Genomic DNA, 26,475 nt, shown 5'->3' with positions numbered 1-26,475 from the left:
TGTTTATGCCCGGGCGCAGTGCGCCCGGGTCAGGTACTACAGGTGCTATCAGGTCACGATGTGTTGCTGGTTAACTAACTCGTCGTAGGTGGTCTGGACGTTATCAAGCGTCACGAGCGTGGTATTGGTATAGGTGCTTCCTGTACCGTCACGGTCGATGGAGATCACGGTACTGCCATTGCTGTTCGTCACATGCAGGTAATTACCGAGCGTTGACGCACTGCCGTTCCAGCCCACCAGCAGATCGCCGATGTCAATTTTGTCTCCCTGGGCCAGCGAGAAGTTGGTCCAGTGATCGCCGGCGGTACTGCTGACGTTACCCGCGGTGGCGTTGCCTGCGGTGCTGTTCAGCACCTGATAAATCAGCGTATCGCCGTACGCGGTGCCGGTAATGACATCGTTATGCTCAGAACTGACGAACTGCGGCGCCATATTGATGGTCAGCGTGGCAGTGTCCGTATTGCCGTTGGCATCGGTGAGGGTGTAGTTGAAGACCTCCTTCGACGTGATGGTTGAGAGCGACACCCCGCTGTTGAGGGTGTAGGTGTAGTGGCCGTCTGCGCCAATCGACAGCGTGCCGTAATGACCCGTGACGTTGACCAGCGTACTGCCGGTGTAAGGATCCAGCGTGGTGGTGGTGCCGTCGAAGCCGGTAATGGTCACGCGGGTATCGACCGACTGCAGCTGATCCATCGCCCCGGCGGAATCCGTACCGTCGAAGATATTGCCGTCAACGGTGTGGCCGCTGGTGGAGTCGAACTGGGTCAGTGAGTAGGTGGTACCGTTCACGCTCGGGGTGATGGTGATATTGCCCACGCTCAGCCCCGGTACGCTGCCGGTATAGCTCAGCGTATAGGTCCCGGCATTCAGATCCAGCCCGGTCAGGGGCACGTCGATACTGCCGCCCAGCAGCGAGCCGCCGCTGAAGGAGCCGGTGCGGATAACACCGTTGGCATCGCTGATCGTCCAGTTCACCGTCAGCCCGCCCAGCGCCAGCAGCGACGCGACGTCAAAGTGCAGCGACGCGCTATGCAGGGCGGTGTTCGGATCCACCACAAAGGTCCCGCTTCCGCTGCCCGTGGTGGTGCCTAGCAACGAGGTGGTCCAGCTGGCGCTGCCGACGGTGGTGTCAGAGTAAGCCGAGGTATGGTGTACCGACGTGACACTCATCTCGGTGCTGACATCGTTCACCGCATCCATTGCCCGCGCGGTTGGGGTAATGTTGAGCGAGCCCGTATCTTTCGCGCCGTTTGGTGCCGTAATGGTATAGACGAAGGTGTCCGGCGTGCTGATATGGTCCGCACCCACGCCGCTATTCAGGGTGTAGGTGTACTGACCGGACGAATCAATGGTCAGCGTGCCGTATTCTCCCTGAATGTCGGTTGTTCCACTGCTGTTAACCGCCACACCGTTCACTTCTGTCACCACCGTGCCATCCGGCACCGGATCGTTCGCCAGCACATCCCCCGTGGTGCTCTCCCCGATGCTGGAGACGCTGTAGACATGATCCTGCAGCACGCTCAGGGTGTAGGCCGTCAGCGCGGTGATCCCTGCCGCCGTATTGAGCAGGAACAGATACTCCCCGGCAGGCAGGTTCAGCGTCAGCTGCGAGGAGGTGCCGCCCAGCAGCGGCGCACGCAGCCAGCCCGGCTCAACGCGCATCTGCTCGAAGGTCTGGGTCGCATTGTTGAACTTATAGACGTACAGGTCGAACACCGATGCCAGGGCTACGCCCCCCACGGAGGCCTGAATCGTCATGGTGCGGGTTGTACCTTCCTCCACGGTGTAGATGATTGGGTTGGTCATATCGTCCAGCAGGTTCAGCCCCAGCGTGTTGCCGAGATTGATCCCCACCAGGGTAAAGCCGCTTTGCGACGATGTGCCGTTATCGATGGCCTGGACGGTGGTGTCGAAGGTCAGGGAAGCCGCGTCGTCTACGGCGACAATGCCATTCGCCACGCTGCCCGAACCGAGCGACAGCACAAGGTTCGCCGACGCGCTGACACCGTTATGGGTAATGGTGTAGGTGAAGCTCTCCGTGCGGCCAATCACCGCGGCACTGGTATCGGTGAGGTTGTAGGTGTAGCTGCCGTCGCGGTTAATGGTCAGCGTACCGTACTGCCCCTGAATCACCGTGCCGTCGGCGTTAACGCTGGTGGTGACCCCCAGCGCGTTGGTCACGGCGGAGACGGTCGTACCTGCCGGAGCGTTATCGCTGCCTGCGGTAGGATCGGTATCCAGGATCACGTTACCGTCCAGGCTGGTGTCGCCCGTTACGGTCCCGGCGCTGGTCTCTTTCACCGCCACATCCAGGCTGGTGTACGAGCCGGTTGCCAGCAGGTTGGTGTTGTAGCTCAGCACGCGATACTGGCCATCAGCGAGCCCGGTCAGGTTCAGCGACACGCCGGTGGCCCCAAGGGTCAGCAGGTCGGCGAACTGCGGTTGTCCGGTATCCACGACGGTGGTCCAGGTGTTGTTGACGGTATCGAAACGCTGCACCACCAGCTCCAGGGTGTTGAGCAGCGAAAGCACCGCCCCCGTGGCGTTGGCATTGACCACAATATCCGCACTGCCGCCGCTGCCCACGTTGAACTCAACCTGGGCTGTATCGTTGCCCAGCAGGGTCAGCACGTTGCCTACGGCACCCACCAGCAGGAAGCCATAGTCGCTGTACTGGCTGTTGGTGACGGTGGCGGTGGTACTGAGATCCAGCTCTTCAACGTTATTGCTGGCAGAGAGCGGCACCACCGGCGCAAGGACCGAGCCCGGCTGCGAGGTGTTACCCGCCGCATCGGTGGCCGTGATCTGCAGCGTCTGGCCTTCGGTCTGCTTGTTGAGGAAGGTGTAGCTGTAGGCGCCATTGCTGTCTGCGGTGGTGGTCACCGTTGACCCGTCCGCGAGGCGGATGGTGACGGTGCTGCCCGCTTCCGCCGTACCGGTCAATACGCTGCCGTCAGCGTTAAAGGTCCCGGCAGGCGCGTTTGGCGCCGTCACGTCGACGATAACGGTTGTCGAGAGCGAGATCGGGCTGGTGCCGGCTGAGTTGGTTGCCGTGGCGGTAAAGGCGTGTGATCCCTCGCTTAATGCCGGGGTCGTAAAACTCCAGTTACCGCTGGCATCCGCCACTACCGTACCCATCGACACGCCGTTGTTATACAGCGTGACGGTGGCGTTCGGCTGTGCGGTGCCGCTCAGGGTTGGCGTGGTGTCATCGGTGGTTTTACCGTTGGTCAGCCCTCCGGTAACGCTACCGACGTTATCGTCAATGTTGGCGATAACCGGTGCGTTTGGAATGTTGGTTGATGGCGCAACCACCGAGGCGCTTACGCCAGCGTTACCGGCCTTATCGGTCGCGTAGACCAGCAGGGCTTCACCGTTGGTCTGCGCCGTGGTGAGGGTAGCGCTAAAGTTGCCGTTACCGTCTGCCGTCGCGGTACCGAGCACCGTACCGTTACCGCTGGTGATGGTGACGGTGCTGCCCGCTTCCGCGGTACCGGTGACCTGGGTTCCGTTAGCGATCACCTGCAGGCTGGTCGGTGCGCCCGGTGCCGTCAGGTCCACCAGGATTGTGGTCACGGTTGATGGCGCGCTGGTATTGCCCGCGGCATCGGTGGCGGTGGCGGTGAAGCTGTGCGAACCTTCCGTCAGCGTGGTGGTGGTCTGCGCCAGCGTCCAGTTGCCGTTGGCATCGGCGGTGACCGTGCCAACCAGCGTGCTACCGTCGTAGATACGCACCGTCGCATTGGCTTCGGCGGTACCGCTCAACGCTGGTCGGGTGTCGTTGGTCGGGTTATTGCCCGTCACCGGCCCGGTAACGCTGCCCACGTCGTCTACAATCGCGCTGATGACCGGTGCGGCTGGCGCGGTGGCATCCACGTTGATCACATACCCGGTGGTGGGTGCGCTGGCGTTGCCCGCCGCATCGGTGGCGGTAAACGTCAGGCTGTGCTGACCATCGCTGAGCGCCGGGGATGGCGTAAAGCTCCAGTTACCGCCGGTGGCGACAACGCTGCCAATCTGCACGCCGTTATCGAAGATTTTCACCGTCGCGCCCGCTTCCGCCGTGCCGGTGAGGGTTGGCTGCGCGTCGTTGGTCAATCCGCCATTGGCGACAGGCGTGGCGGCATTCCCGACGTCATCCACAATGCTGCTCAGCACCGGCTGCGCAGGCGGCGTGGTGTCGATGGTCAGGTTGAAGGTTGCTGACGGCGCGCTGGTGTTACCTGCCGCATCCGTCGCCTGAGCCGTAAAGCTATGTGGACCGGTTGCCAGCGTGGTGGTCAGCAGAATGCTCCAGTTTCCGCTGGCATCCGCGGTACCGGTGCCCACCAGCGTCGTACCTTCATAAATGTTCACCGTGGCAAACGGCTCGCTGGTACCGACGAGACGCGGAATGGTGTCGTCGGTGCTTTGTCCGGAGCTGACAGGGCCGGTGATCGTGCCCACGTCATCAACCGCCTGGCTGATAACCGGCGCGTTAGGCGCAGTGGTATCCACCACCAGCGTAAAGTCAGGCGATGCGGGGCTGACGTTGCCCGCCGCATCGGTGGCCGTGACGGACCAGGTGTGGCTACCATTCGCCAGCGCTGTGGACGGGGTAAAGCTCCACGCGCCGCTGCCGTCAGCCTGGGCGGTGCCGACCTGCTGCCCGTCCTGATAGACAGTGATGGTCGCGTTGGCCGCGGCTGTGCCGCTAAGGGTTGGGGTGGTATCGTCCGTGCTCTGCCCGGAGGAGAGCGGTGTCTGAACGCTGCCCACGTTATCGCTCGCGGTCAAAATGGACGGCGCTGTCGGTGCGGAGGTATCCACCGTCAGGTTAATCGGTGCCGACGTGCTGCCGGTATTGCCTGCCGCATCTGTGGCGTTGAAGGTGATGGCATGTGGCCCTTCGGTGAGCGCGGTACCCGGGGTGAAGGTCCAGTTCCCCTGAGCATTGACGACCGCGGTGCCAATCTCGCTGCCATCAACAATGATGTGCACCGTGGAACCGACTTCGCCCGTGCCGTTGAAGGTGGGTTTTGTGTCGTTGGTGCTGTTGCCGCTGGTGAGCGTCCCGGTGACCGGACCGACATCGTCAATCACACTGGTAACCACCGGCGCGGAAGGACCTGCGGTATCAACCGTGAAGACGAAGACCGGCGAGTTGGCTGAGACGTTACCGGCGGCATCGCTGGCGTTGATGCGAATGTTATAGCTGCCATCTCCCAGCGCCGGATTAGGGGTAAAGCTCCAGTTGCCGTTGCTGTCTACCGGTGCGGTACCGATCTCCACGCCATTGTTCAGGATGTGGATGGTACTGCCGACGGCGCCTGTCCCGCTGAGCGTTGGCGTGGTGTCATTGGTGACCTGGCCGGTGGTGAGATTACCGACAATCCCGCCCGCCACGTTGTCGCTGACGGTTTCCAGCACGGGGACCGCCGGCGCCGTCAGGTCAACCACCACGCTCCAGGCGTTTGACGACAGGCTAACGTTACCCTGCGGATCGGTGGCCTTGACGGTGAAGCTGTGCGACCCTTCGACGAGGGCGGTCTCAGGCGTAAAGCTCCACGCGCCGGTACCGTCCGCCGTGACGATGCCAATCTGCGTATTGCCATCAAAGATCGTCACCACGCTGTTCGCTTCCGCCGTACCGGAGAGGGTAGGCGTTGCGTCGTTGGTGGTATTGCCGCTGACCACGGTCGTGGCGGTGTTACCGACATCATCGGTGACGTTAACAATCACCGGGGTGGTGGAGCTGGTGTCAACCACGATGGTGAAGCCTGCCGATGGCGCACTCTGGTTGCCCGCCGGATCGGTCTCACGGATGGTCAGGACGTTATTGCCCTCCGCCAGCGCGGACGGCGTGAAGCTCCAGTTACCCGTCTGGCCGACCACGGTGGTGCCCAGCAGGGTGCCGTTGCTGTAAATGGATATGGTATCGCCCGCCGTGCCGCTACCGGTCAGGGTTGGGCGGTTGTCATTGGTGGTCTGTCCGTCCGTGAGTGGACCGGTGCCTGGGCCGACATCATCAATAACCGCGCCAATGGCAGGCGCGTCAGGGGCGGTGAGATCAACAGTGACGGTCGCCACCGGCGAACGTCCGCTGGTTTCGCCATTCAGCGTGGCGGTGACCTCAAAGGTGTGCGCTCCTTCACCCAGCGGCAGAGTTGGCGTATAGCTCCAGTTGCCGTTTGCATCGGCGGTTACGGTTGGCAGCAGAACCTGCACGCCATCCTGATAGACAGTGATTATGCTGCCTGGCTCTGCTGTCCCGACAAGGGTCGGCGTCGTGTCGTTGGTGGTTTTGTCTTTCACATCGCCCGTAACCGGGGCCGTATCGTCGTTGATGACCGTAATGACGGGAACGTCCGGGAGGTTCGGCTGCGTACCGGTGACGGTATAGGAGGCTTCAGGGCTGAGATTCCCTGCAGCATCCGTGGCGGTGATGGTCAGCGCCGCGCCGTCCTGCTGGGCCGGGCTGAGCGCCACGGAGAAGTTGCCACCGGAGACCACCCCGGTACCGATCACGTTACCGCTGGCGTCTGTAACGATAATGGTGGTGCCCTCTTCGCCGGTACCGGTCAGCGGCGTACCCTGTGCGGCCACGCTGATATTGTCCGGCGCTGCCGGAAGCACGGTATCCACCGTGACGGCAAGCGGCGCAGAGCTTCCTGAAGCGTTACCCGCCGGGTCGACCGACGAGACGGTGAAGCTGTGTGGGCCTTCCGCCAGTGTGGTGTCGGCGGTCCAGCTCCAGGTCCCATCCGGCTGGACGGTGACCTGGACTGTGGATGGCGTACCGTCCACGCTGACAATCACGGTGGAGCCCGGCTCACCGGTGCCGTTGAGGGTTGGCGTACCGTCGCGGGTATAGAGCGTCCCGTTGGTGAGCTGGCTCTCTTCAACGCTGTTGATCTGCGGGATCTCAGGTGCAGTGGTATCGACGGTGACGGTAAAGACCGGGCTGAGTGCGCTGACGTTACCCGCAGCGTCGACTGCCGCAACGGTGATGTTCAGCGGGCCATCCGTCTGCGTGGGCAGGGTAAATGACCATTCGCCGTTAGCCACAACCACGCGTCCAAGCTCGACGCCATTGTTGTAGACGATTACCGTTTCACCCGTCACACCGGTTCCGCCGACGGTTGGCGTGGTATCGGTAGTAACACCGCCATTCGGCTCACCGGCGATGGCGCCAATCACCGGGGTATCCGGTGCGAGGGTATCGACGGTGATGGTGATCCCCGTAGAAGGGTCAGAGACGTTACCCGCCTCGTCGGTGGCGGTAGCGGTAAATTCGTGGCTGCCCTCGTCAATAGCGCTTTCAGGACGCCAGCTCCAGTTGCCGTTGCCGTCTACCGTGACGGTACCCACGGCGGTTGGCGTGCCGCCATCAACGCTATCGTAAATGGTAATCACATCGTTTGGCGTACCGGTGCCACTCAGTACCGGACGCGGATCGTTGATGGTTTCGCCATCGGCAACCGGGCCGGTTATCTGGCTGACGCTGTCGGTAATGACCGGGACCGCGGGCGCGGCAGGCGCGTCGGTGTCGATGGTGATAGTCACCGGCTGGGACGGGGCGCTTTCGTTGCCCGCGCCGTCCTTGTTGGTGACGGTCAGGGTAATGTCATAGGTGCCGTTGGGCAGGTCGGTGGATGGCGTCCAGCTCCAGTTGCCGTCGCCGTCCACCACGGCGTCACCGATTTTGTCGGTGCCGTTGTAAATCGTCACCGTATCGCCTGGATTACCGGTACCGCTCAGCGTCGGCGTGGTATCACGGGTGGTTTCCCCCGGGTTCAGCGACGTGGGTGCTGAGCCATCCGGGTTTACGGTGATGGCTGGCGTGTCCGGTGTGGCCGGTGCGACGGTATCAATCACCAGCTCGAACGGATCCGAAATCGAGGTATTCCCGGCGGCATCTGTGGCATGGATCGTCAGCGAATGCGGGCCGTCGGTGAGCGGCGTGGTAGGGGTAAAGCTCCAGCCGCCGCTGCCATCGAGCGTTGCGGTACCGAGCAGCGTGGTGCCGTCATACACGGTGATGACCGTGCCGTCCGGGGCGCTACCCTGAAGTAACGGCTGGGTGTCATCCGTGGTATCGCCGCTGTTGAGCGGGCCTTTAACGTCTCCGGCGTCGTCGGTGACGGTTGCCAGCGTCGCGACCGGCGGTGGGGTGGTATCAACGGTAAAAGTAAATCCACCGGATACCGGGCTGGTGTTACCGGCGACGTCGGTGGCGATCGCGGTCAGGGTATGCGTGCCGTCGCCAACCGGCGTGGTGGGCGTAAAGGTCCACGCGCCGCTGCTACCGACCACCGCGGTGCCAATATCGACGCCATCCAGACGGATGGTGATCGTTGAGCCGGGTTCACCGGTACCGTTGAGCGTCGGCGTTGCGTCATTGGTGGTGTCGTTGGCACCCACCGGGCCGGTGCCCCCAGGGACATTATCGACAAGCTGGGTGATGGCGGGCGCATCAGGCGCCGTTCCGTCAATGGTAATGGTCCAGGCGTTTGAAACGTTACCGTTGCTTGATGTCGCCGTCAGTACATGGGCACCTTCGGCCAGCGGGGTGGATGGCGTAAAGGTCCACTGGCCAGATGATGGAACAACGACCGTGCCGAGGACGTCGCCGCCGCTATGGATGGTGATGGTCGAGCCTGGCTCCGCCGTGCCGTTCAGGGTAGGGGTGCGGTCATTGGTGATCCCATTCTGGCTGATGGGGCCTGTGACGCCGGGTTGATCATCCACCACAGAGAGGATATCGGGTGTCGTGTCCGGTGCGGTGAGGGACGCCGCCGGACTCTGGTTGCCCGCCGCGTCAGTGGCTACCACAGAAAGCTGCTCGCCGTTTGTTTGTGCAGGAGAAAGGGTCGCAACAAAGTTACCGTTGCCGTCAGTGGTGGCGCGGCCAATCACGTCGCCGTTGCTGTTGGTGATGACGATTTTGCTGCCTGGCTCGGCGGTGCCGGTAACCTGGGTTCCCACCGGGTTAATGGCAATAACGGGCAGCGCAGGTGGCGTGGTATCGACGGTAAAGTTTACTGGCTGCGATTCTGCGCTCTGGTTGCCCGCCGCATCGGTTTGTTTAATGGTGATCGAGTGCGGGCCTTCCGCGAGTGGGTTGTCTGGCCTGAGACTCCAGGTGCCGTTTGGCAGCACGGTGGTTTGCCCAATCAGCACACCATTGTCATAGACCTGGATTGTGCCGCCAGGCTCTCCCCGTCCCGCCAGCAGTGGTTCAGAGGAGTCGGTGAACTGGCCTGCGGTAATTGCGCCTTTAATGGCCCCGGTCTCATCGCTCAGTACAATCGCCGTGGGCGTTGCCGGAGGGGTGAGATCCACGGTGAGGGTGAATACCGGAGAGGCGGGTCCGGTGTTGCCAGCGGCATCGGTTGCCCGGACGGTGAACTGGTGGGTGCTTTCACCCAGATTGACCGATGGCGTGAAGGTCTACGTGCCGTTGCTGCCGGTGACCGCCGTGCCAATAGCGACAGAGCCGTCATAGATGGTTACGGTGGAGCCTGGTTCGGCGGTGCCCGAGAGTTGAGGACGCGGATCGTTAGTGCTGCCTCCGCTGCTTACCGTTCCTTTGCCGGGATCAATATCGTCCGTTGCGCTGCTAATGGTGGGCGCGCCGGGCGCAACCGTATCGACAACAAAACTGACGGCAGCGGATGCCGGGCTGGTATTGCCTGCCGCATCGGTCGCGGTTGTGGTAATGGTGTGGCTGCCGTTGGCGAGATCGGTGGTGGGGGTAAAGCTCCAGCTACCTTTAGCATCCACCGTGGTGGTGCCAATCTGCTTGCCGTTATCGTAGAGAGTGATGGTGCTGCCTGGCTCGCCGATACCGCTGAAGGTCGGGCGGGCATCATCGGTGCGCTGGCCGTTTTCCAGCGGGCCCGCTTTGTCGCCGGCATCGTCATTTACCAGCAGGATGTCCGGGGCATCCGGCGCGGTGGTGTCCGGGGCGGTCACGGTCGTGCCCGGGCTGGTATTCCCGGAGGAATCCGTCGCGGTGGCGGTAATTTGTTCGCCGTTAGTCAGCGGCGTCCCCAGGTCGATGGTGAATTTACCGTCGCTGCCGGTTTTGCCGGTGCCGATGACATTGCCGTCGGCGTCTTTCAGCGTGATGGTACTGCCCGGTTCGGCGGTACCGGAGACGGTTTTACCATCCGGCGAGAACTGAAGGCCGGACGGCGCATTCGGCGGAGTGGTATCCGGATCGGAAGGGTTTGTCGGCGTGCCGGGGTTGCTGCCGTTGTCATCATCGCCATCCCCACCGCCGCCACCGCCGGTGCTTGCCGCCGCCGCGATGCCACCCGCGGCGACAATGCCACCCAGTACCCAGGGCCAGATGGCCGCGCCGCCTGCATCACTTCCGGATGCGGCAAGCAGGACGTCAGTGGAGGCAATAGATTCATAGGTGGCCGCCCCGGCGGGGTCCTGAATCCACCACAGCGCTCCCTCACTGTCCTGCAGTACCAGCTGGCTCGCCCCTTGCGCATCGGTGACGAAGAAATTTTTAACGGTAATCACCTCGCCGGAGTGTAGCGTGATCACCAGATCGTTACCGTTGCGGGCGAAGTCAGCGACATTGGCTCGCTCTACCTTAAGCTCAACGATAGAGGAATGGCTCAGCGTAACCTGAGTGCCTTCCGTGGTGGTTTCCACACCCGTAAGTTTCGATATAACAGAGATTTGGCTCATTTAGTGAGTACTCCAGCAGAGTTATCGTTAACGGCGAGCAAGATGAGCCATCTCTGTTAAGGGTAAAGCGCGCCCCCGGCGGAGTAACTGTTATTTAAAACAGCGCTCACCGTATTTATTTTCAGCGCGAACGATGCCCGCCAGAATGCAGAGTGGCAACATCAGAGCGAATCTATTTATTTGAGAAAAACTATCAACAATGTGATTTTGTCTTTTATATAACCTTGTATTTAATAGAGGAATTAATCCGGGACGGTATGAAAATGATATAGTCAGAAAAGTCTGGATATGCAAATTAAGCTTTAGTAAACATGGCGCAAGGATGTGAAGAGGGCATTACTTTATAGATTTTGTTTATAATTTAAATTTTGTAAGTCCTTGATTATTTGTGATTAATTCATTTTTAATGAGTCGGTTTTTTGTGCGTTTTCGCCGCGGGAAAATAATTGGTAGGTGATAACTTTAATCGTATTCTGGCATTGATTGTTTATGGTTGCTTAATTGCGGTTTAAGATAGGGTAATGTTTTTGATGTAAGATATATTATATTTATTCGCATTTTAAAAATATTCTTTTACAGGGTTAAATTTTCTGCTAGCAGGCGATATTTAATAAAATGGTGAGGGGTAAAATACGCCTGACTTTATTTGAAGCAATAAAAAAGGCCGCGCAGGCGGCCTTTTTATCTGTGTGACGGTTACTCAGTGACTTTCTTTTCCAGCTCGCTGGCACCTTCTTTGGTTTTGTTCCAGCCTTTCTCAGCACCTTCTTTGGTGGCGTCCCAACCCTTCTCGGTGCCTTCTTTGGTTTTGTGCCAGACTTTCTGTGAGTCTTCGCTGATCTTGCTGCCAAAGCTTTCGCTTTTACCTTCTGCAGCATGTTTCTGTTTCAGCTTCAGCTCTTCACCTTTGTTCTGCTCTTCGTGCAGTTTTTGCTTCGCTTCGTTGGCGTTAGCGTTCGCCGCGGCGACGGTATCATCAGTTGCATGTGTGGTCGCAGCAAATACTGGAGAAGCCAGCAGAATGGCAGACAATGCGATAATTGTTTTTTTCATAATATCCTCATTTACGTTATCGGTTATGAGCGTGATTCAGCATGTCACAGACAAAGCGAAGCGGCTTTAGGAAAAAACTGTAAAAGGGTGGAGGCCATGACGGCGCTATTTCATGCGAAAGACTAACCGAACGTGAGATATCCAATCTCAGCCAGTGCTGCCAGCGTCAGTAAAATAAAAAATACTATGGTGAAGGGTCTGTACATCGCTCTCTCCTTGTTTGCGCAAATTTCATCCGTGTTTTCCTGGTATGCTCCCGCCCGATGTTATTAGGGGCGATGTTATTATCTCCGGGGCAGCGAAAATAATCATGGATGCCGCTCACAAGTTGTGAGACGGCATTTTATTAGTCACCGTGATTAAATATTTTCCAGGTCGATACCGCGCGTGTTGGGACCAAAAATACCAATGGTGAGCATAACAATCAGCATACTGATCACAATAAAGGCAATGACCGCCATTGAGCCGCTATATTGCAATATCAGACCGATAATTATACTGCTGAAGACGGTGGATAAACGGCTAAAGGAGTAACAAAAGCCGACCGCTCGCGCCCGGATACGGGTGGGGAAAATCTCTGACTGATAGGAGTGGTAACTGTAAGTCAGCCAGGCATTGGACCAGGTAATAAAAAAGCCGCAGGCAATGAGCAGCAGTGGGTTGCTCTGAAACGCAAACAGCGAACCAAAGATGACCGTGGTCAGACAGGACAACACGATTTGCCATTTATTTTCCATTCGATCGGCATAGCGGCTGCAGATAAGCGCGCCGAGAGGATAGGCCAGGGTAATGAAAAAGGCGTATAACAAACTGTGCGTGACGGATGTCCCGCTGCCGGACAGCAGGGCGGGCAGCCAGTTTCCGAAGCCAAAAAAGCCAATCGCCTGAAAGATATTCATCACCACCAGCATCGCAACCCGGCCACGGTAGCGCGGAGACCAGATATCCTTAAACCTGCCCTTGAGTGAAACCTGTTCGTTGTGCTGCCCGGCGCGGAGAGGGAAATCCGCCTGTTCGCCGCTGCCGCAGCGCTTCTCCATCTCCTGCATGACGGTTCTCACCTCGAGAAAACGCTTTTGCTGCAGCAGCCAGCGCGGAGATTCCGGCAGCCCCTTGCGCACCAGCCATATAATGATGGACGCCAGCGCGCCAGCGATCACCACGAACCGCCATCCGCTCAGGCCAAACCACATCTGCGGCACCAGCCACCATGACATCAGCGCGACGGCAGGAACCGAGAGAAACTGAATGAAAAAGGCGAAAGCAAAGGCGCGGGTGCGAAGGTGAGCAGGTACCCACTCTGTCAGATAGGTATCAATGGTGACCAGTTCAACGCCGAGGCCGATGCCTACCATAAAACGAAAAAAGATCACCCATTCTGCCTGATGCTGAAACGCCATGACGAGAGAGAACAGCCCGTACCAGAGGAGGGCATACATAAAGGTCGCGCGTCGGCCAATGCGATCAGCATAGGGGCTGAGCAGGCTGGCACCGATAAAAAGCCCCAGAAAGGTCGCGGACGCAAACGCGGCCTGGTCGGCCATACCGAACACGCCCTGCTGGCCGGTGTGGAAGATGCCATCAGCAATGAGACCGGCGCTGATGTAGCCTGTCTGAAACAGATCGTAAAGCTCAAAAAAACCGCCAAGGGACAGCAAGGCGATGAATCGCCAAAGTCCGGCGGAAGCCGGTAAGGCATCGATCCTTGCCGCAAGATCGTCCTCGCGGATGGGGTTTTGTGCCCCCCACTGTGTTCCTGAAACTATGCATTCACTCACGGTTAACCCTCTCGTAACATTCACCCTGAGTCGTTATGCTAGAGGGAAATCAGCGGATTTAAATTTTTAATTCGTATTCAGAAGCAATAAATAAAGCATAAAAAACCAGATATTTTTCTTTTAGTGCGTGGATATTCACCCTCTGAGTTAACCCATTTTTTGAAGAAAATATATTCTTGTTACGCGGTGAAAAATAGCCGTGCGGCGCTGCGGAGTTATTATCGAACCGGGGCAGAACGACAATGCTGGAAAATTTTCACTTGACGATAGCAAGGACTTTTGCCACTAATTATCGGGTGACGTTTGCTGACCTGGTGCAGATTGTAGAATGGAAAAAATCGAGAATTTAATTCCGATGGTGGTTTTCGCGCGTGTCGTCGAAACCCTGAGCTTCACCGAGGCCGCACTCTCTTTGGGAATGTCGAAGTCATCAGTTAGCCGGGATATTTCAACGCTGGAAAAACGTATTGGTGCAATGCTGCTTAAGCGCACCACCCGGAAAATAGAGATTACGGAGCTGGGGCTGAGTTACTATCAGCACTGCTTCAAAATATTGAATGAACTGCGCGCCGCAGAACGCTTTATACGGGATTATTATGAGGAACCAGCGGGGACAATAAAAATACTTGCCCCGGTGACGTTCGGAAAAGAGTATGTTGTGCCAGCATTAAATGCGTACTTAGAACGAAATATTATGGCCAACGTCGATCTCGATTTATCGGATAAAGCGGTGGATATCAAAGAGAGCCAGTACGATCTCTCTATCATTGTGGCGCAGGACACGCCAACCCATGAGCACACCAAATTTTTATGCTCCATCCAGTGGGGGCTTTATGCCACCCCTGACTGTATCGCCCGGATGCGTCCTGTCCTGACGCCGGGCGATCTCCCGGCCCACAACTACATTCTGTTTCGCGGTGTGGCGCGTACGGTTTCGCTGCCGTTCAGAAAAGAGAAACAGAAGGTCAATATCGACGTTCATAGCCGCTTCAGAAGCAACAACAGCGTGGCGCTGATCAGCATGGCGCTTTCCGGCCTCGGCATTGCTTACTTGCCCAATTACATTGCGCGAGAAAGTCTCGCCACCGGGAAACTGGTCCGGCTTTTACCCGGCTGGCAGATGGATGAATATAAAGTGTGGCTACTGTCCAAAAATAAAAACACGATGACCTCAGGCATTAAACGCTTTAGCGACGAACTTCAGCAGCTGATCGCCGGGGCCGAGGTCAAAGCAGGCTACTGATATCCAGCTCGCCATGACGCAGGATCGAGACTTTGTCATCCAGCAAAGAGATATGCGTGGTGGCGGTACGGCTGGGGTTTTTGCAGTTGGACGGGACAACCAGATCGACACAGTCTCCCATGTCTTCCCGGGCGAGCGTAAAACTGACAAGATCGCCCTCATCCTGCGGATACCCTGCCGGGATCACCACCAGGGGCCTGCCTAAGCGGCTGATGATGGTTCGCATCTGACTGTTTTTCACGCAGACGACCGGGAGAATATCGCCTGCGCCGGGAAGAAAATCGGCGCGCTGTTTCTTTCGCAGGCTGATTTTAAGGGTGCCGGGCCAGCAGGCCCGGCTGAGCATTTCAATTTTGCTTCTTTGCCACGGGCTGACATCCACCCATTCCCATATGTCCGCCAGTTCGCAGAAGCAAAACGTCATCTCTCTGGTACAGGGCGATCTTTTTAACAGCGTCAATTTTTCCACGGCATCCGGGCTGTAAGGATCGGCTGCCAGGGCAAAGTGGGTATCGGTAGGGATCAGGATGATCCCGCTATTACGCAATACGGTAATGGCCTTGTCTATAAATGACATGATTATCGATATCCCTGTGACGCGGTTAAACCCAAAAATTAATAGTAATCGCCGTGGCGATAGTCCCAGGTATTAAACTGGGCGGACATGAAATTAATAATTTTATTCACGTCGAGACCTTTGCGAATTAATACCGGGCAAGGGGTCACTTTTCTGGCACTACCCTGTTCAGGGACCAGTTTCCCTTCGCTGTCCACCATGGACACCATCACGCCTTGTTCATAGCGACTCTCCTGGGTTTCATCAGGCTGAATAGACTTAACGTACTCGTTGGCACAAATAATTAAGTCTGCACGCGATTCGATGCGTTCCCCAATGAATTCCACCATGCCGCGGTTGCCTTTTCCTGACGGATTCGCCGAGCTGGCAAAAGAGAATTTTTGATGATTTTCCCACAGCTCTTTAGCAATCATTTCGCCGGGTTTGCCAAATTTAATCACGAAGCAGCTGGTTTTTCTGCCGTCCATCATCAGCTCTTTGAGGCCGTTATCGGGTAATCTGGCGATGGCATCTTCTCGCCACGGTAAAATACAGCCCAGTAATACGTCTGCATCCCAGTGGGCCTGATAAAATGCCTCGATTTCCGGGTTCATCTCCGCCAGCGATTTCAGCTGTTCCATACTGCCGCACAATACCACGCCGGGTTTATTACGGTTTCGCTGTTTGGCTTCGAATTTTCTCTCCAGCCCCTCTTTATCTGAGGTCATAATGATATAACCCACTTTCGTAGGGCAAACAATCATTCCGCCTTCAGCCGATAATACGTTAATCGCTTCCGGCTGAACCTGACCATTCCACGCGACTTTCTTATTCATCATTCAATTCTCCCTGCACCGCACTGGTGTCATAAATTTAGGGAAAGGATGTCGTGTAATAAGAGGCTTCGCAATCAGCAGAGAAATTTTCACCGCATTGTTTCAGTGTTGGAACAATATCGCGTTATTCCTGGGCAATATGCCGGGTTGGTTAATTCTGTTACCGGTTTTGCTTTCAATCGGTTACCAATAGAACAACCCACCGGTAAATACCGATTTTCAAACAGAGGTTAACGCTATGAAAGTATCTATTGCAGGTTTAAGTGACTACGCTTTTCTCTCCAAAGCGAACGAATATCATAATTTTGGGGGGAATGGCGATAATGTCTCGCCCGCCTTGTCCTGGGAAAATGTCCCGCAGGGAACCAAAAGTTTTGCCGTAACCGCGTACGATCCTGATGCGCCAACGGGCAGCGGTTTCTGGCACTGGGTGGCGTATAACATTCCTGCCAGCCTGACCGGGCTTGCGGCAGGCGCGGGAAACCCGGCGAACACACCCGACATCAAACACGCCAGCTCCGATTTTGGTGCGCCTGGCTACGGCGGTTGCTGCCCGCCAGAGGGCGACATTCCGCACCGCTATATCTTCACCCTGCACGCCCTGAGCTGTGATGACCTGGGCGTGACGCCGGATCTGCCAAACGCGGTGATACGTTTCCTCATCAACATGCATACCCTTGAGAAAGCCAGCGTCGTCACGCTGTATAAGCGTTAATGAGGCGTGTGTGATTAACCGAATCAGAGCGGTTTTCGCCCGGTATAGCCTGCTCAAATGGGGCGTGGCGGGTGGCGTGCTGGTGGCCATTGTTCTGCTGTTTTTTGCGGGAATGGGGGTCTCCAGCAAGGAGGCCTTTATCAATGGCCGAATATCCACGGTGCTCTCCCCGCTGCCGGGACAGCTGGTGCTGGCGAAGAACATCGCGCCGGGACAGGCGGTCCGGGCCCGGCAATCGCTGGGAAATGTTGTCACCACGCAGGCGAACGACCAGATCCCCGGCCTGGTGGCTCAGCGCAGCGCGCTGGAGATCCAGCTTGCTGAACTCGACAAGCAAATTTCGGGGATCGATCAACGACTGCAGGTTTATCAGCAGCAGCGGCAGCAGTACCTTGCCGAGAGCAGAATGCAGCAGCAGTTAGGTGAGAAACAATCGGCTGCCACGTTTGTGCAACTGAAGGAGGAGCTGAGCGCGATTACGGCGCAAACCGCCTTCTCCCGACAGCAGCTTCAGCGCTATGAAAATCTCTACCAGCAGCGTTTCATCAGCCGCATGGAGTATGAAGAGCGTAAGAACAACACGCGGGTGTTGCAGGCCAGCCAGGAGGCGAAAGCGGCCGAGCTCCGTCAGCGTTTACTGGACGTGAATGCCGCCAAATCCGGTCTTCAGCTGACAGGGCCAAGAACGCTGGATGCGCCACAGCAGAATCAGCGCGATATGTCGCTCACAATCGAGAATATGCAGCAGGAGAAGCTACAGCTGATTGCCCGCAAGCAGGCGACGACGCAAAGCATTCAGGAAGTCGCTGCGCTTCTTCACTCCCGTCAGCAGGCGGCGCTCAACAGCAGCACGGACGGCGTGATCTGGGACGTGACGGAGGAGAGTGGTGCGAGCGTTCAGAACGGCACCCCCATTGTGCGCATTCTGGATTGCCGCACTCGCTGGGTAGAGGCGTTTTTTGATGAGGCTGACGCCGGCAGTCTGCGCCCGGGGATGGCGGTAACGGTGCGTCTGACCACCGCATCCGCCACGCGCTGGAAAGGAACGATAAGAACCCTCCGCGCTGGGAGTGGACGCGTGGCGGTCGGGGAGAGGGACGTACAGCCCCCGCCTGAAATCGCGCGCCGGCAGTTGCCCGTGAAAGTACTGACTGCACATATCGATATCGACTGGAAAGACGTGCCGGATCCCGCCAGTTTCTGCCTCGCGGGCCGTAGCGTAACCGTCAACATTTAAACAGGAAAAGAGATGCAGCATATACATAATACGGTCGCCGCCCTGAAGCGCGGCGAGGTGGTTCTGGTCCCCACGGACACGAATTACGCCCTGGCGGCAGACCCGTGGAACATTGACGCCTGCCAGAAAATTTACGATCTCAAAAAACGCGAACGACAGAAACCGCTGACGCTTTTCGTCGCGGAACCGGCGCAGGCATGGGATTACATCGCCGTCGATAAGGTCCAGCACCGCGCTGCGCTCGACAAACTGATTGGTGCCATGCCCGGCGCGCTGAATGTGGTGGTTCCGGCATCGGACAATGTGCCGCAGAACCCCTATCTGAAGCCGGACTCCATCTCTCTGGTGTGCAATCATCAGAGCGTGTTGCGAGAGGTGATTGCGCTGTTTGGCCGCCCGCTGGGGATGAGTTCTGCCAATCTTTCCGGCGTGGAGTCTGACTGCCTGATCGACATTGATGCCGCCCGCCAGACGTTTGGCGACCGTGTGGGCTATATTCTGCCCGCAGTCCAGCGTCCGGTGACAACGGTCTCCAGCACCATCGTCTCGTTACTGGAGAAGGAGATTAAAATCCTTCGTGCGGGAGATATGGATATTATGGCGATGCTGGCGTCATGACGACGCGCCGGTTACATCCCGGGTCTGGCAACCATGGCCTGTTCCTGGCCTACCGTATTATTTCCCGTTGCTATTTCCATCTTCCCGTCTTGCTGCTCTATTTCTGGACAATAGACATGGGGATGTACCGGATTATTTTCCTGCTGGCGCTGTATGGATTGACCAGCACCTTCAGCAGCGGCATACCCGGCTGGCTGCTGCGCTTTTTGTCACCCAGACAGACGGTGATTGCAGGCGAACTGATGAAGGCGCTGGGAATGACGCTGATGCTCTGGAGCACCCGGCAAAGTGAGGTCAGCCTCCCTCTGCTGGTGGTGTCGCAGCTGCTTGGCGGCGCGGGATTTACCATTGCGCTGACCACGGATGCGGCCCTGCTGCGCCAGCTCACCGCAGGCGACCAGCACCGGTTTATGCAGATCCAGACCACGTCGCAAAGCGGGATGTTTATTGCCACCCTGATCGCCGGGTCGCTGGGGAGTATTCTGTTTGACTATAATCCCCAGTGGCCGTTTATCGCCGCCATTGTGGTGAGCGTTATCTCCTCCGGATGCGTGGCGTTGATTCGTGTGCAGGAGGCAGAGCCCGAACCTGCCCGGCCTGTTGAGCGGGTCTCTTTTTCGCCCAGAGGGAACCAGCTCTTCTGGATGCTGTTCTATTCCATCTCACGCGCTTTTACGCTGGCGCCGTTCATCGGCTTTATCCCGTTCTACTTTATTATGGTGAATGTCGACCCGCTGCTTTTCGGTGCCGTACTGAGCTGCTTTACGCTCTCGTCCTGGGGAGCGATCAAAATAGCCGGGCCGTTTATCGCACGGTTTGGGGTAACGGCGTTACTGGCGACGACAAGCCTTTTTATGACGGCGGCGCTGGGGCTTTTTGCCAGCAATGAATGGCTTGCAGCGAGAGGCATGGACTATTTTGTCTCCGGGCTGCTGGCGCTGGTGCTGCTGGGGTTTGGCTCCGGGACGATCCGGCCCGTCACGCTTGCTAACCTCGATCTCTCTGCCAATACCCCGGATGAACGTATGCGCGTGTTCGGGCGCATGGAGCGTGATTTCGGGCTGGCCAATGCTTTTTTACTGGCCGTTGGGGCGTGGCTGCTGGTGAGCCGGGACTTTTCCACGCTGATGCTGATCTTCTGCCTGATCTATATTCTGGTGGTATGCATATCTGCACTGCTTTACTTAAAGAATTTGCGCAGCGGGGAGCACAGTTCCACCTGAGGAACAATTCATACGCAAAATGAAACTAATCTGACGAATAACGGATTCCCGTTGAAAGCCCCTCCTCTGTACGGTGTAATTTCCCCATCAGATAAAGAGGAGAGAAAAATGAATATTCACGAAACTGATGATTATGCGTCGGTAAATATAAAGCCGGGGATGACGTTAACCGAAAAAATCATCGCCAGAGCCAGCAAGAGATCGCATGTTTCACCGGGTGAAGTTCTTTTCGTGAATGTTGATGTATTAATGTCCCACGATCCCTGCACGCCTGGCGTCGCCAGCGTATTTAAAAAAGAATTTGGTGAAGAGGCAAAAGTCTGGAACCCGGATCGCTTTATTATGATCCCTGACCACTTTGTTTATTCCGCCGACCCGCAGGCGAATCAAAATATTCGGGTAATGCGGGAATTCGCAAAAGCGCAAAATATTACCCATTTTTATGATGTGGGCACCCCGGACTATAAAGGCGTGTGTCATATCGGCCTGGCGGAAGGGGGACACACCCGGCCGGGAGAGGTGTTGTTGGGGACCGATTCTCACACCGTGACTGCCGGGGCCTTTGGCACCTTCGCCATTGGCGTGGGGATCACCGACGGGGCGTACGCCCTGGGTACGGGGGAGCTCCCGTTGATGGTTCCCGCCACCATAAAAGTGAATTACTACGGTAAAAAAGCGAAAAGCGTTCAGGCGAAAGATTTAATTCTGGTGTTAATGAAAGAGCTGGGCGTGGAAGGGGCGACCTATAATGCCATCGAATTTACCGGCAACGTCATCGATGAATTATCGGTCGAAGAGCGAATGACGATGTGCAATATGGTTGTGGAGTGCGGGGCTAAAAACGGCATTATGGTGCCAAACCAGGCCACGCTGGATTACCTGGCGACCAGAACCACCGTCCCGTTTTCCGTGGTGACGCCTGATGAAAATGCGCATTACGTCCGCACGATTGATATTGACGTCTCGGCATTAACCAGTGTGATTGCGCGGCCACACTCACCGGATAATGTGGTGGCAGTGACACAGCTGGAAAATATTGCCATTTCGCAAGCCTATATTGGCTCCTGCACGGGCGGTAAAACGGATGATTTTATCGCTGCTGCGGAAATACTGTGGCAGCGCAAGGTGGCCATCCCAACCTACGCCGTTCCCGCGACCAAAGAGGTTTTTCATAATCTGATCACCACCCAGGTGAAGGGCCGATCCGTGTATGAAATTCTGACCCGGGCTGGCGTTAAATTATCTTCTGAACCCGGCTGCGCGGCTTGCTGTGGCGGGCCTGCGGACACCTTTGGGAGAGTCAGGGATCCGATAAGCGTGATCTCCACCACCAATCGTAACTTTGTGGGGCGGATGGGAAACAAAGGCGCGATGATTTATCTGGCCTCACCTTATGCAGTGGCTGCTGCGGCAGTGACCGGTTTTATTACTAATCCAGAACGGTACTTAACTAATGACTATTAATAACGTAATGCGCGGTACAGTTTATGTGTTAGGCGACAATATCGATACCGACCAGATATTAACGGCTGAATATTTGAAAGTTAACCCGGCCTCTGCCGAGGGGCGTGAAGAGCTGGCAACGCTCGCCATGTGCGGACTGCCGGAAGGGGCGCTGCCGTTTATTAATCCGCAGACGCAGCGAGCCGGTTATGACTTTATTGTGGCCGGGAAAAATTTCGGCTGTGGCTCATCGCGCGAGCATGCGGTGGTGGCTCTGGGAGCATCCGGCGTGAAGGCCGTCGTCGCCCAGTCGTTCGCCCGCATATTTTTCCGTAACTGTGTATCCACGGGGCAAATCATGCCCGTCACGCTGAATGAAGGCTGTGATATCCGTGCGCTGAAAACGGGGGATACCATTGAAATCGATTTAGACGCTCATCAGATTGATACTGCTGATGGGATTCTGAAAACCGCTCCGGTAGGGGAACTTGCGAACATTGTCGCCGCCGGTGGCTTGTTCGCTTACGCAAGGCAAACAGGAAAGATTTAATCCAATACAACCATAAGACTCAAAACAAGACGCCTTACTTTCTCAGGGTGCAGCGTCTGTTTTGAGCGTACATAAGGCAATCAAACTATGATCACCCAGCTAGAGTTTAACGATCTTCAAAAAGATGAGCTATCAAAACTTATCAGCCGTGTCACCATCAGCCCTTATACAGACTACAAACTCTTCAAGCAGTCCATCACCGAACTCATTGAAAATGGTCTGGTGCCCACTTTTTTTGTTCAGGCCTGCGAGCGCGTCAGGCAAGAGCGCAAGGATCAAGGCATTAACGCGCATTTATTAAAAAACGTACCACTCGACACCATCATCCCTGAATTTGATCAGTCCAATCCCGTTAACGATAAGTACGCCAAAAAGCTCACCTTTGTAGGAGAGGCGCTGCTGGAGCTGTTCGCTCAGCTCACCGACTCCCCGTTACTGGCCTACCGTACGCGCAACAACGGTGATTTTTTCCATGATGTTTATGCCGACAAAAAATACAGCAACACACAAACGCAAAAAACGGACGGCGAACTTTATTACCACAACGATCGCACCGCTCACCCGGTACGTGCTGATTTTCTCAGTTTATTAGGCATGCGTTGCAGCGAAGAAAACCTGATTTTTACCGGCTACCTGGACGGTAAAGCGATTCTGGATAATTTGAAAGCTGAATCCCAGGAGTGGTTACGCAAGCCACTTTTTATTACCCCTTTTGATGAATACTCTCGCGACTCGAACGCCAGCCAGATTGATTCTGAGCTGCATCCGATCCTGGAGAATATTCATACTTTCCGTTACTACGACACACGCACAACGTATTCTCCGGATGCGCCAGCAGAGGCGATCAAAGCATTAATTGACCTTAAGGTGGCCATCACCAAAGCGGCAAAAGGCCGCGTTGCTATTAACAAAGGCGACCTGTTCTCCTTCGCCAATCAGGACTCTTTACACAACCGGGAAATCATCCAGGTGAGAGATCCCTACTCTGCGGAAAAACGCTGGCTGCTGAAAACCTACAGCTTCCGTAATCCCGAAGTGATGAATATGTATCACAACTACTTCGATGCCGATCTGCCGGGGTTTGTGGTCGCCGAGTAAGAGTGTGACCTTGCTGGTATAAAAAAGCCCGCATACCTGAGGTGTGCGGGTTTTTTTGTTTGTGCGAGAAGACCTGTGCTATTAACATTCTTTGGTTATCATCTCGCTTTATAACTTATGACAAGCCGTTATCAAGCTCAGCGGATAGCCTGTTAAGTTCCTTGCTGATGTGTTTGCGCCGTTGTTTTAACAGTACCCGGGCCGGAATGATGCGTTCGATAATTGTCGGCTTTCTGTTCAAATACGTTGTCACAAGCCGTTTGATCTCTTCTTCTGACCAACCGTCCATCACCGGCGTTGGGTTGTAAAGCAGATTCGCCTGTAGAGCAGGGGCGACTTCCTCATCCACAATTCTGAAGATCTCTTCCCGGTTTAATCCGGATTTTTTCAGCACCTCTGCCATCCATTGATAGTCATACTCCTGGAGTTCACGCCCGGAAAAAAGTTCTGATAAGGCGTGCCAGACGGGGACGCGGGCGATCAGTTCTGCGTCAGTTAAGGTGAGTATTCTGTTAAATAATGGCTTCAACTTATGTTTTCCGGCGTGGGAGTGGCAGAAATCGCTATGTATTTTTTCAGGCCTGACTCCCGTTTAACACCTTTCGGGTCGGAAATAAAAGGGAGGCGCAAGCGAGGTGAATCTGATACTTCCACTGTCCAGATATAATCCCCAATAAACCTGAAATTCACGCTATCGTCAGTGATCTGGAGGTCAGCAAAACTTCCTGTCGAGTATTCATTACCTAAACGAACAATTTCTTTAAGCCCGTCATGCACGTCGATAAGGGCAATGGTCAACGATTCCTCGAAAATGACATCGTCTGTCAGAAACAGGATATAACGTTGGTCATTAACCTGAACCGCAGCTTCCAGTATGTGTCCGGGAACGAGAATACCCGTGCTTTCGCCATTGAGCATGACGTCACACTGAGCCTGGGTTAACTCGTTCGCTTCGCGGGTTAATATCAGAGAGAGTGATTGAACCTGCTGCATCATTAATTTCGGGTATGTTTCCATGTCTGGACTGGAAGCGTTCTGTGACTGTGGATTTGCTAAAGAGAAAACATAAGCTTTTGATGGTTTACTGGCAAACAAATTTGCCTGGCTGTAGAGCCTCCTGAATTAATTACCGGGCAGCAGGTCAGGGGGGGGGCTAGCCACCTGTTGACGCGGGGTATCTGTTGCTTCAACTGGGTGAACTGCCCGGGTAATTCAGGAATAAACAGGCAGGAGGACACCATAAACTACCGGCAAGTTGGCCGTTTTTTTACTCAGGTCACGGTATACTGGCTTTGATTATAAAGAGGGGGATTAGCGTGACGATAACTGAAGATGTATTGCTTAGATCGGGCTTCACAAAACAGGAGTTGCAACAGCTTAAACGCCATGCAGCTACTCAACATATAACATTGGAACTTTTGCTCCCTGCGCTTTCAAATCGTTTCAAAGGAATTCTCATTCTTTCAGTTATGCTTATCGTTATGTTCATCCTGGCGGTGTGCTTCGCTTCCCCGGAAAATATCATCTCATTAGGCGTTGCTGTAGTGTTTATTATTGGTATCTTTTGTTGGATGACTCCACTGAAATTAGCTTATAAAGCCTGGCGTTTAAAGACGTAGCATTAATTTTTTATCTTCCTTTTTTCATGGGGCAATTTACAGGTTCAACTAATTTCTCAGGGTTTGTGCATTCCGCGCTCTTATCACTGAATGTGATAGTTACATCCATTGGCCTGATTGGCTATATAGGCACTTCAATGCAGTTAGCTGTTGGCGTATTACCCGCCTCTGTATGATGAGACTGAACTAAAATTTAGACTAAACAAATATGCTCAGATTGCGGTAAAAGTTCACAATGCAATAAAAATATGGTTAAGTGAATAGCAGCGTTACGTCAGGCTGAAACCAAAATGGATAAGAAAAAATGGATATATATCTGAACCCGAACCGGTCTATTAATTACTATGCTTCCATGGCGCAGATAGAAGCAAACTCTCTGTGGAACATAGCAACGCAGGTTGCCAGCGCACATTTTAAAGATGGGCTGACCCGTATCCGGTTTCTTGATGAAATCAAGGCATTTATTAATGCTCAGCGTAACGGTATCCGCCAGGCCAGGAATGATGGTGTTTGCAAAGAGTGCATTGCAAATTTAAAAGCCGAACGCGACAACCTTAAAGTTCAGGACAGAATGTTACGCACGGGTGAGGCTTATCTTGCTGCTGCCGTAAATCTTTATGAAGATAATGGGAAAATCGTCGGGTACGTGATTAGCGGCGTTGGAATTGTTCTGGGCGGCATTCAGATTGTGGGCGGTGCAATGATGGCGGTTGGTTCAGCCAGCACCGGGAATATCCTCGGTGTAATTGCAGGAGCAACGCTGATCTTTCATGGAACCAGTAATCTAATGGAAAATATTGATAAGCTAACGGGAGTACCAAATCCAGGGAATATTGCTCAGGATGCGTATATGGGCGCTGCAGAGTTTCTCTGATTTGAGCGTAAGACAGGCATGTTAGCCTGGCAAGGGATGAACATGGTGACATCAATGTATGGAATATTTCGCCCCATGCTCAAGCCTGAAAGTTGGCGGCTGTACGACTGGTTATCGACGGACTTTTACCGCAAAGTTTCAACAATGACACGGCCAGCGCTGGCTATTGAAGTTGGAAAATCAGCCCATAAAATTTATACGATGGGAAAAACGTATAATACCGATGAACAAGAGTTTGTTCGTTAGGCAGAAAGGAGGATTATCCCTCCTTGCGTAAAAATTTCACCGCCTTCCATGAGACAGACAGCGGTGCCATTCCCAATATAAAAAGAGATAAAACGATAATTATTGCGAAATAAATCCAACCATTACCATAATCATTAGTGATAGTTGCATAGGTAGCAAAAAACAGTAAACCAATGACAATGATCCAGGACGTGTAGAAGCGTCTTTTTAGCTCAACTAAAAGTGAATGCAGAGTCCGATCTTTACGTTTCGGATCTTCAAGTACGGCACGCAAAGCCGTAATGTTTTTATCAGTAAACCCGTATGAACGAAGTTTCGTTTCCTGTTGCGCGTCTATCACCCTTCACTCCTGAACGTTGAATGCTCCTGCTTAAATTATATAAAACAATAACAGTTATGGCTGAGCAAAAACAGATTCAACACTCGCTGGGGTCATGAATCACTCGATTGTGCCTATAGTCAGACAAACCCCGCTACGTGCCTGACAGCCAGAACATAAGCATATCTCTTAACTAGGTGAAATTCCTTTAGTGCGCAGGATTACCATCATAGAGTGCACGGCGTTGAGGTCAACGACTGCTTCGGTTCATTACAACACTAAGGCTTATCAATAGTCGGTATGGTCTGTTCCGATGATGACGCAGGTGCGTCCGAGGCATGCTTACACGCTACTTATCTTCAAACCAGACCGCGCCAA

The 26,475-nt window shown here is 55.1% G+C and carries 18 protein-coding genes and 1 pseudogene; 10 read left to right on the top strand and 9 right to left on the bottom strand.

Annotation, left to right across the window (positions count from 1 at the left end; genetic code table 11):
* Nucleotides 1-48 precede the first annotated feature (48 nt).
* The 4 genes from AC2FAK_RS15875 to AC2FAK_RS15860 form a co-directional block, all read right to left on the bottom strand.
* Nucleotides 49-9,324 (bottom strand): BapA/Bap/LapF family large adhesin, encoded by a 9,276-nt coding sequence (locus AC2FAK_RS15875; RefSeq protein ID WP_423250532.1) that lies wholly within the window; start codon nucleotides 9,322-9,324, stop codon nucleotides 49-51.
* Between the two features lie 108 nt (nucleotides 9,325-9,432).
* A complete protein-coding gene (locus AC2FAK_RS15870; protein ID WP_423250533.1) occupies nucleotides 9,433-10,689 on the bottom strand; it encodes an Ig-like domain-containing protein in 1,257 nt (418 codons plus the stop codon).
* 696 nt (nucleotides 10,690-11,385) lie between these two features.
* Nucleotides 11,386-11,742: a hypothetical protein gene (locus AC2FAK_RS15865; protein WP_095455313.1), complete on the bottom strand. Its 357-nt coding sequence runs from the start codon at nucleotides 11,740-11,742 to the stop codon at nucleotides 11,386-11,388.
* A 359-nt stretch (nucleotides 11,743-12,101) separates the two neighbouring features.
* Complete coding sequence (locus tag AC2FAK_RS15860; protein WP_170942757.1) at nucleotides 12,102-13,508, bottom strand: MFS transporter; 1,407 nt, start codon at nucleotides 13,506-13,508, stop codon at nucleotides 12,102-12,104.
* A gap of 340 nt (nucleotides 13,509-13,848) precedes the next feature.
* Between AC2FAK_RS15860 and AC2FAK_RS15855 the strand changes: the two genes are divergently transcribed.
* Nucleotides 13,849-14,763 (top strand): LysR family transcriptional regulator, encoded by a 915-nt coding sequence (locus tag AC2FAK_RS15855; RefSeq protein WP_013098383.1) that lies wholly within the window; start codon nucleotides 13,849-13,851, stop codon nucleotides 14,761-14,763.
* Here the strand turns inward: AC2FAK_RS15855 and AC2FAK_RS15850 are convergent.
* Together AC2FAK_RS15850 and AC2FAK_RS15845 are read right to left on the bottom strand one after the other, a co-directional pair.
* A complete protein-coding gene (locus AC2FAK_RS15850; RefSeq protein ID WP_013098382.1) occupies nucleotides 14,747-15,340 on the bottom strand; it encodes an L-threonylcarbamoyladenylate synthase in 594 nt (197 codons plus the stop codon). The two genes, AC2FAK_RS15855 and AC2FAK_RS15850, sit on opposite strands and share 17 nt — an antisense overlap.
* A gap of 38 nt (nucleotides 15,341-15,378) precedes the next feature.
* Nucleotides 15,379-16,158 (bottom strand): L-threonylcarbamoyladenylate synthase, encoded by a 780-nt coding sequence (locus tag AC2FAK_RS15845; protein ID WP_023620864.1) that lies wholly within the window; start codon nucleotides 16,156-16,158, stop codon nucleotides 15,379-15,381.
* Between the two features lie 235 nt (nucleotides 16,159-16,393).
* Here AC2FAK_RS15845 and AC2FAK_RS15840 point away from each other — a divergent pair, with 235 nt between their 5' ends.
* The 7 genes from AC2FAK_RS15840 (at nucleotide 16,394) to AC2FAK_RS15810 (ending at nucleotide 23,039) form a co-directional block, all read left to right on the top strand.
* On the top strand, nucleotides 16,394-16,870 hold the full coding sequence (locus tag AC2FAK_RS15840) for a YbhB/YbcL family Raf kinase inhibitor-like protein (RefSeq protein WP_013098380.1): 477 nt from the start codon (nucleotides 16,394-16,396) through the stop codon (nucleotides 16,868-16,870).
* Between the two features lie 10 nt (nucleotides 16,871-16,880).
* Nucleotides 16,881-18,107: an HlyD family secretion protein gene (locus tag AC2FAK_RS15835; RefSeq protein ID WP_045901484.1), complete on the top strand. Its 1,227-nt coding sequence runs from the start codon at nucleotides 16,881-16,883 to the stop codon at nucleotides 18,105-18,107.
* A 12-nt stretch (nucleotides 18,108-18,119) separates the two neighbouring features.
* Entirely contained in the window at nucleotides 18,120-18,725 is a 606-nt protein-coding gene (locus AC2FAK_RS15830) for an L-threonylcarbamoyladenylate synthase (RefSeq protein WP_023620866.1), read from the top strand.
* Nucleotides 18,722-19,948 carry an MFS transporter gene (locus AC2FAK_RS15825; RefSeq protein ID WP_095455314.1) on the top strand — a complete coding sequence of 409 codons (1,227 nt, stop codon included), beginning with the start codon at nucleotides 18,722-18,724 and terminating at the stop codon, nucleotides 19,946-19,948. The genes AC2FAK_RS15830 and AC2FAK_RS15825 overlap by 4 nt, the downstream gene beginning before the upstream one ends.
* Nucleotides 19,949-20,056: 108 nt before the next feature.
* On the top strand, nucleotides 20,057-21,412 hold the full coding sequence (locus AC2FAK_RS15820; RefSeq protein WP_095455315.1) for a 3-isopropylmalate dehydratase large subunit: 1,356 nt from the start codon (nucleotides 20,057-20,059) through the stop codon (nucleotides 21,410-21,412).
* Nucleotides 21,402-21,941 carry a LeuD/DmdB family oxidoreductase small subunit gene (locus tag AC2FAK_RS15815; RefSeq protein ID WP_095455316.1) on the top strand — a complete coding sequence of 180 codons (540 nt, stop codon included), beginning with the start codon at nucleotides 21,402-21,404 and terminating at the stop codon, nucleotides 21,939-21,941. The genes AC2FAK_RS15820 and AC2FAK_RS15815 overlap by 11 nt, the downstream gene beginning before the upstream one ends.
* A gap of 87 nt (nucleotides 21,942-22,028) precedes the next feature.
* On the top strand, nucleotides 22,029-23,039 hold the full coding sequence (locus AC2FAK_RS15810; RefSeq protein ID WP_013098374.1) for a TauD/TfdA family dioxygenase: 1,011 nt from the start codon (nucleotides 22,029-22,031) through the stop codon (nucleotides 23,037-23,039).
* Nucleotides 23,040-23,154: 115 nt separating this feature from the next.
* Here the strand turns inward: AC2FAK_RS15810 and AC2FAK_RS15805 are convergent, their stop codons facing one another.
* Entirely contained in the window at nucleotides 23,155-23,568 is a 414-nt protein-coding gene (locus tag AC2FAK_RS15805; RefSeq protein WP_240516908.1) for a DUF7079 family protein, read from the bottom strand.
* Nucleotides 23,565-24,134 (bottom strand): hypothetical protein, encoded by a 570-nt coding sequence (locus AC2FAK_RS15800; protein ID WP_240516909.1) that lies wholly within the window; start codon nucleotides 24,132-24,134, stop codon nucleotides 23,565-23,567. The genes AC2FAK_RS15805 and AC2FAK_RS15800 overlap by 4 nt, the downstream gene beginning before the upstream one ends.
* A gap of 221 nt (nucleotides 24,135-24,355) precedes the next feature.
* Here AC2FAK_RS15800 and AC2FAK_RS15795 point away from each other — a divergent pair, with 221 nt between their 5' ends.
* Both AC2FAK_RS15795 and AC2FAK_RS15790 read left to right on the top strand, forming a co-directional pair.
* Nucleotides 24,356-24,658 carry a hypothetical protein gene (locus AC2FAK_RS15795; protein WP_040023478.1) on the top strand — a complete coding sequence of 101 codons (303 nt, stop codon included), beginning with the start codon at nucleotides 24,356-24,358 and terminating at the stop codon, nucleotides 24,656-24,658.
* Between the two features lie 304 nt (nucleotides 24,659-24,962).
* Nucleotides 24,963-25,778: pseudogene (locus AC2FAK_RS15790) on the top strand (DUF4225 domain-containing protein).
* A 13-nt stretch (nucleotides 25,779-25,791) separates the two neighbouring features.
* Here the strand turns inward: AC2FAK_RS15790 and AC2FAK_RS15785 are convergent.
* A complete protein-coding gene (locus AC2FAK_RS15785) occupies nucleotides 25,792-26,118 on the bottom strand; it encodes a hypothetical protein (RefSeq protein ID WP_095455319.1) in 327 nt (108 codons plus the stop codon).
* Nucleotides 26,119-26,475: the final 357 nt, after the last annotated feature.

Source organism: Enterobacter cloacae complex sp. 394F7, assembly GCF_057320385.1.
The sequence above is the reverse complement of the archived record's forward strand: the minus strand, read 5'-3'. Positions and strand labels throughout refer to the sequence as shown.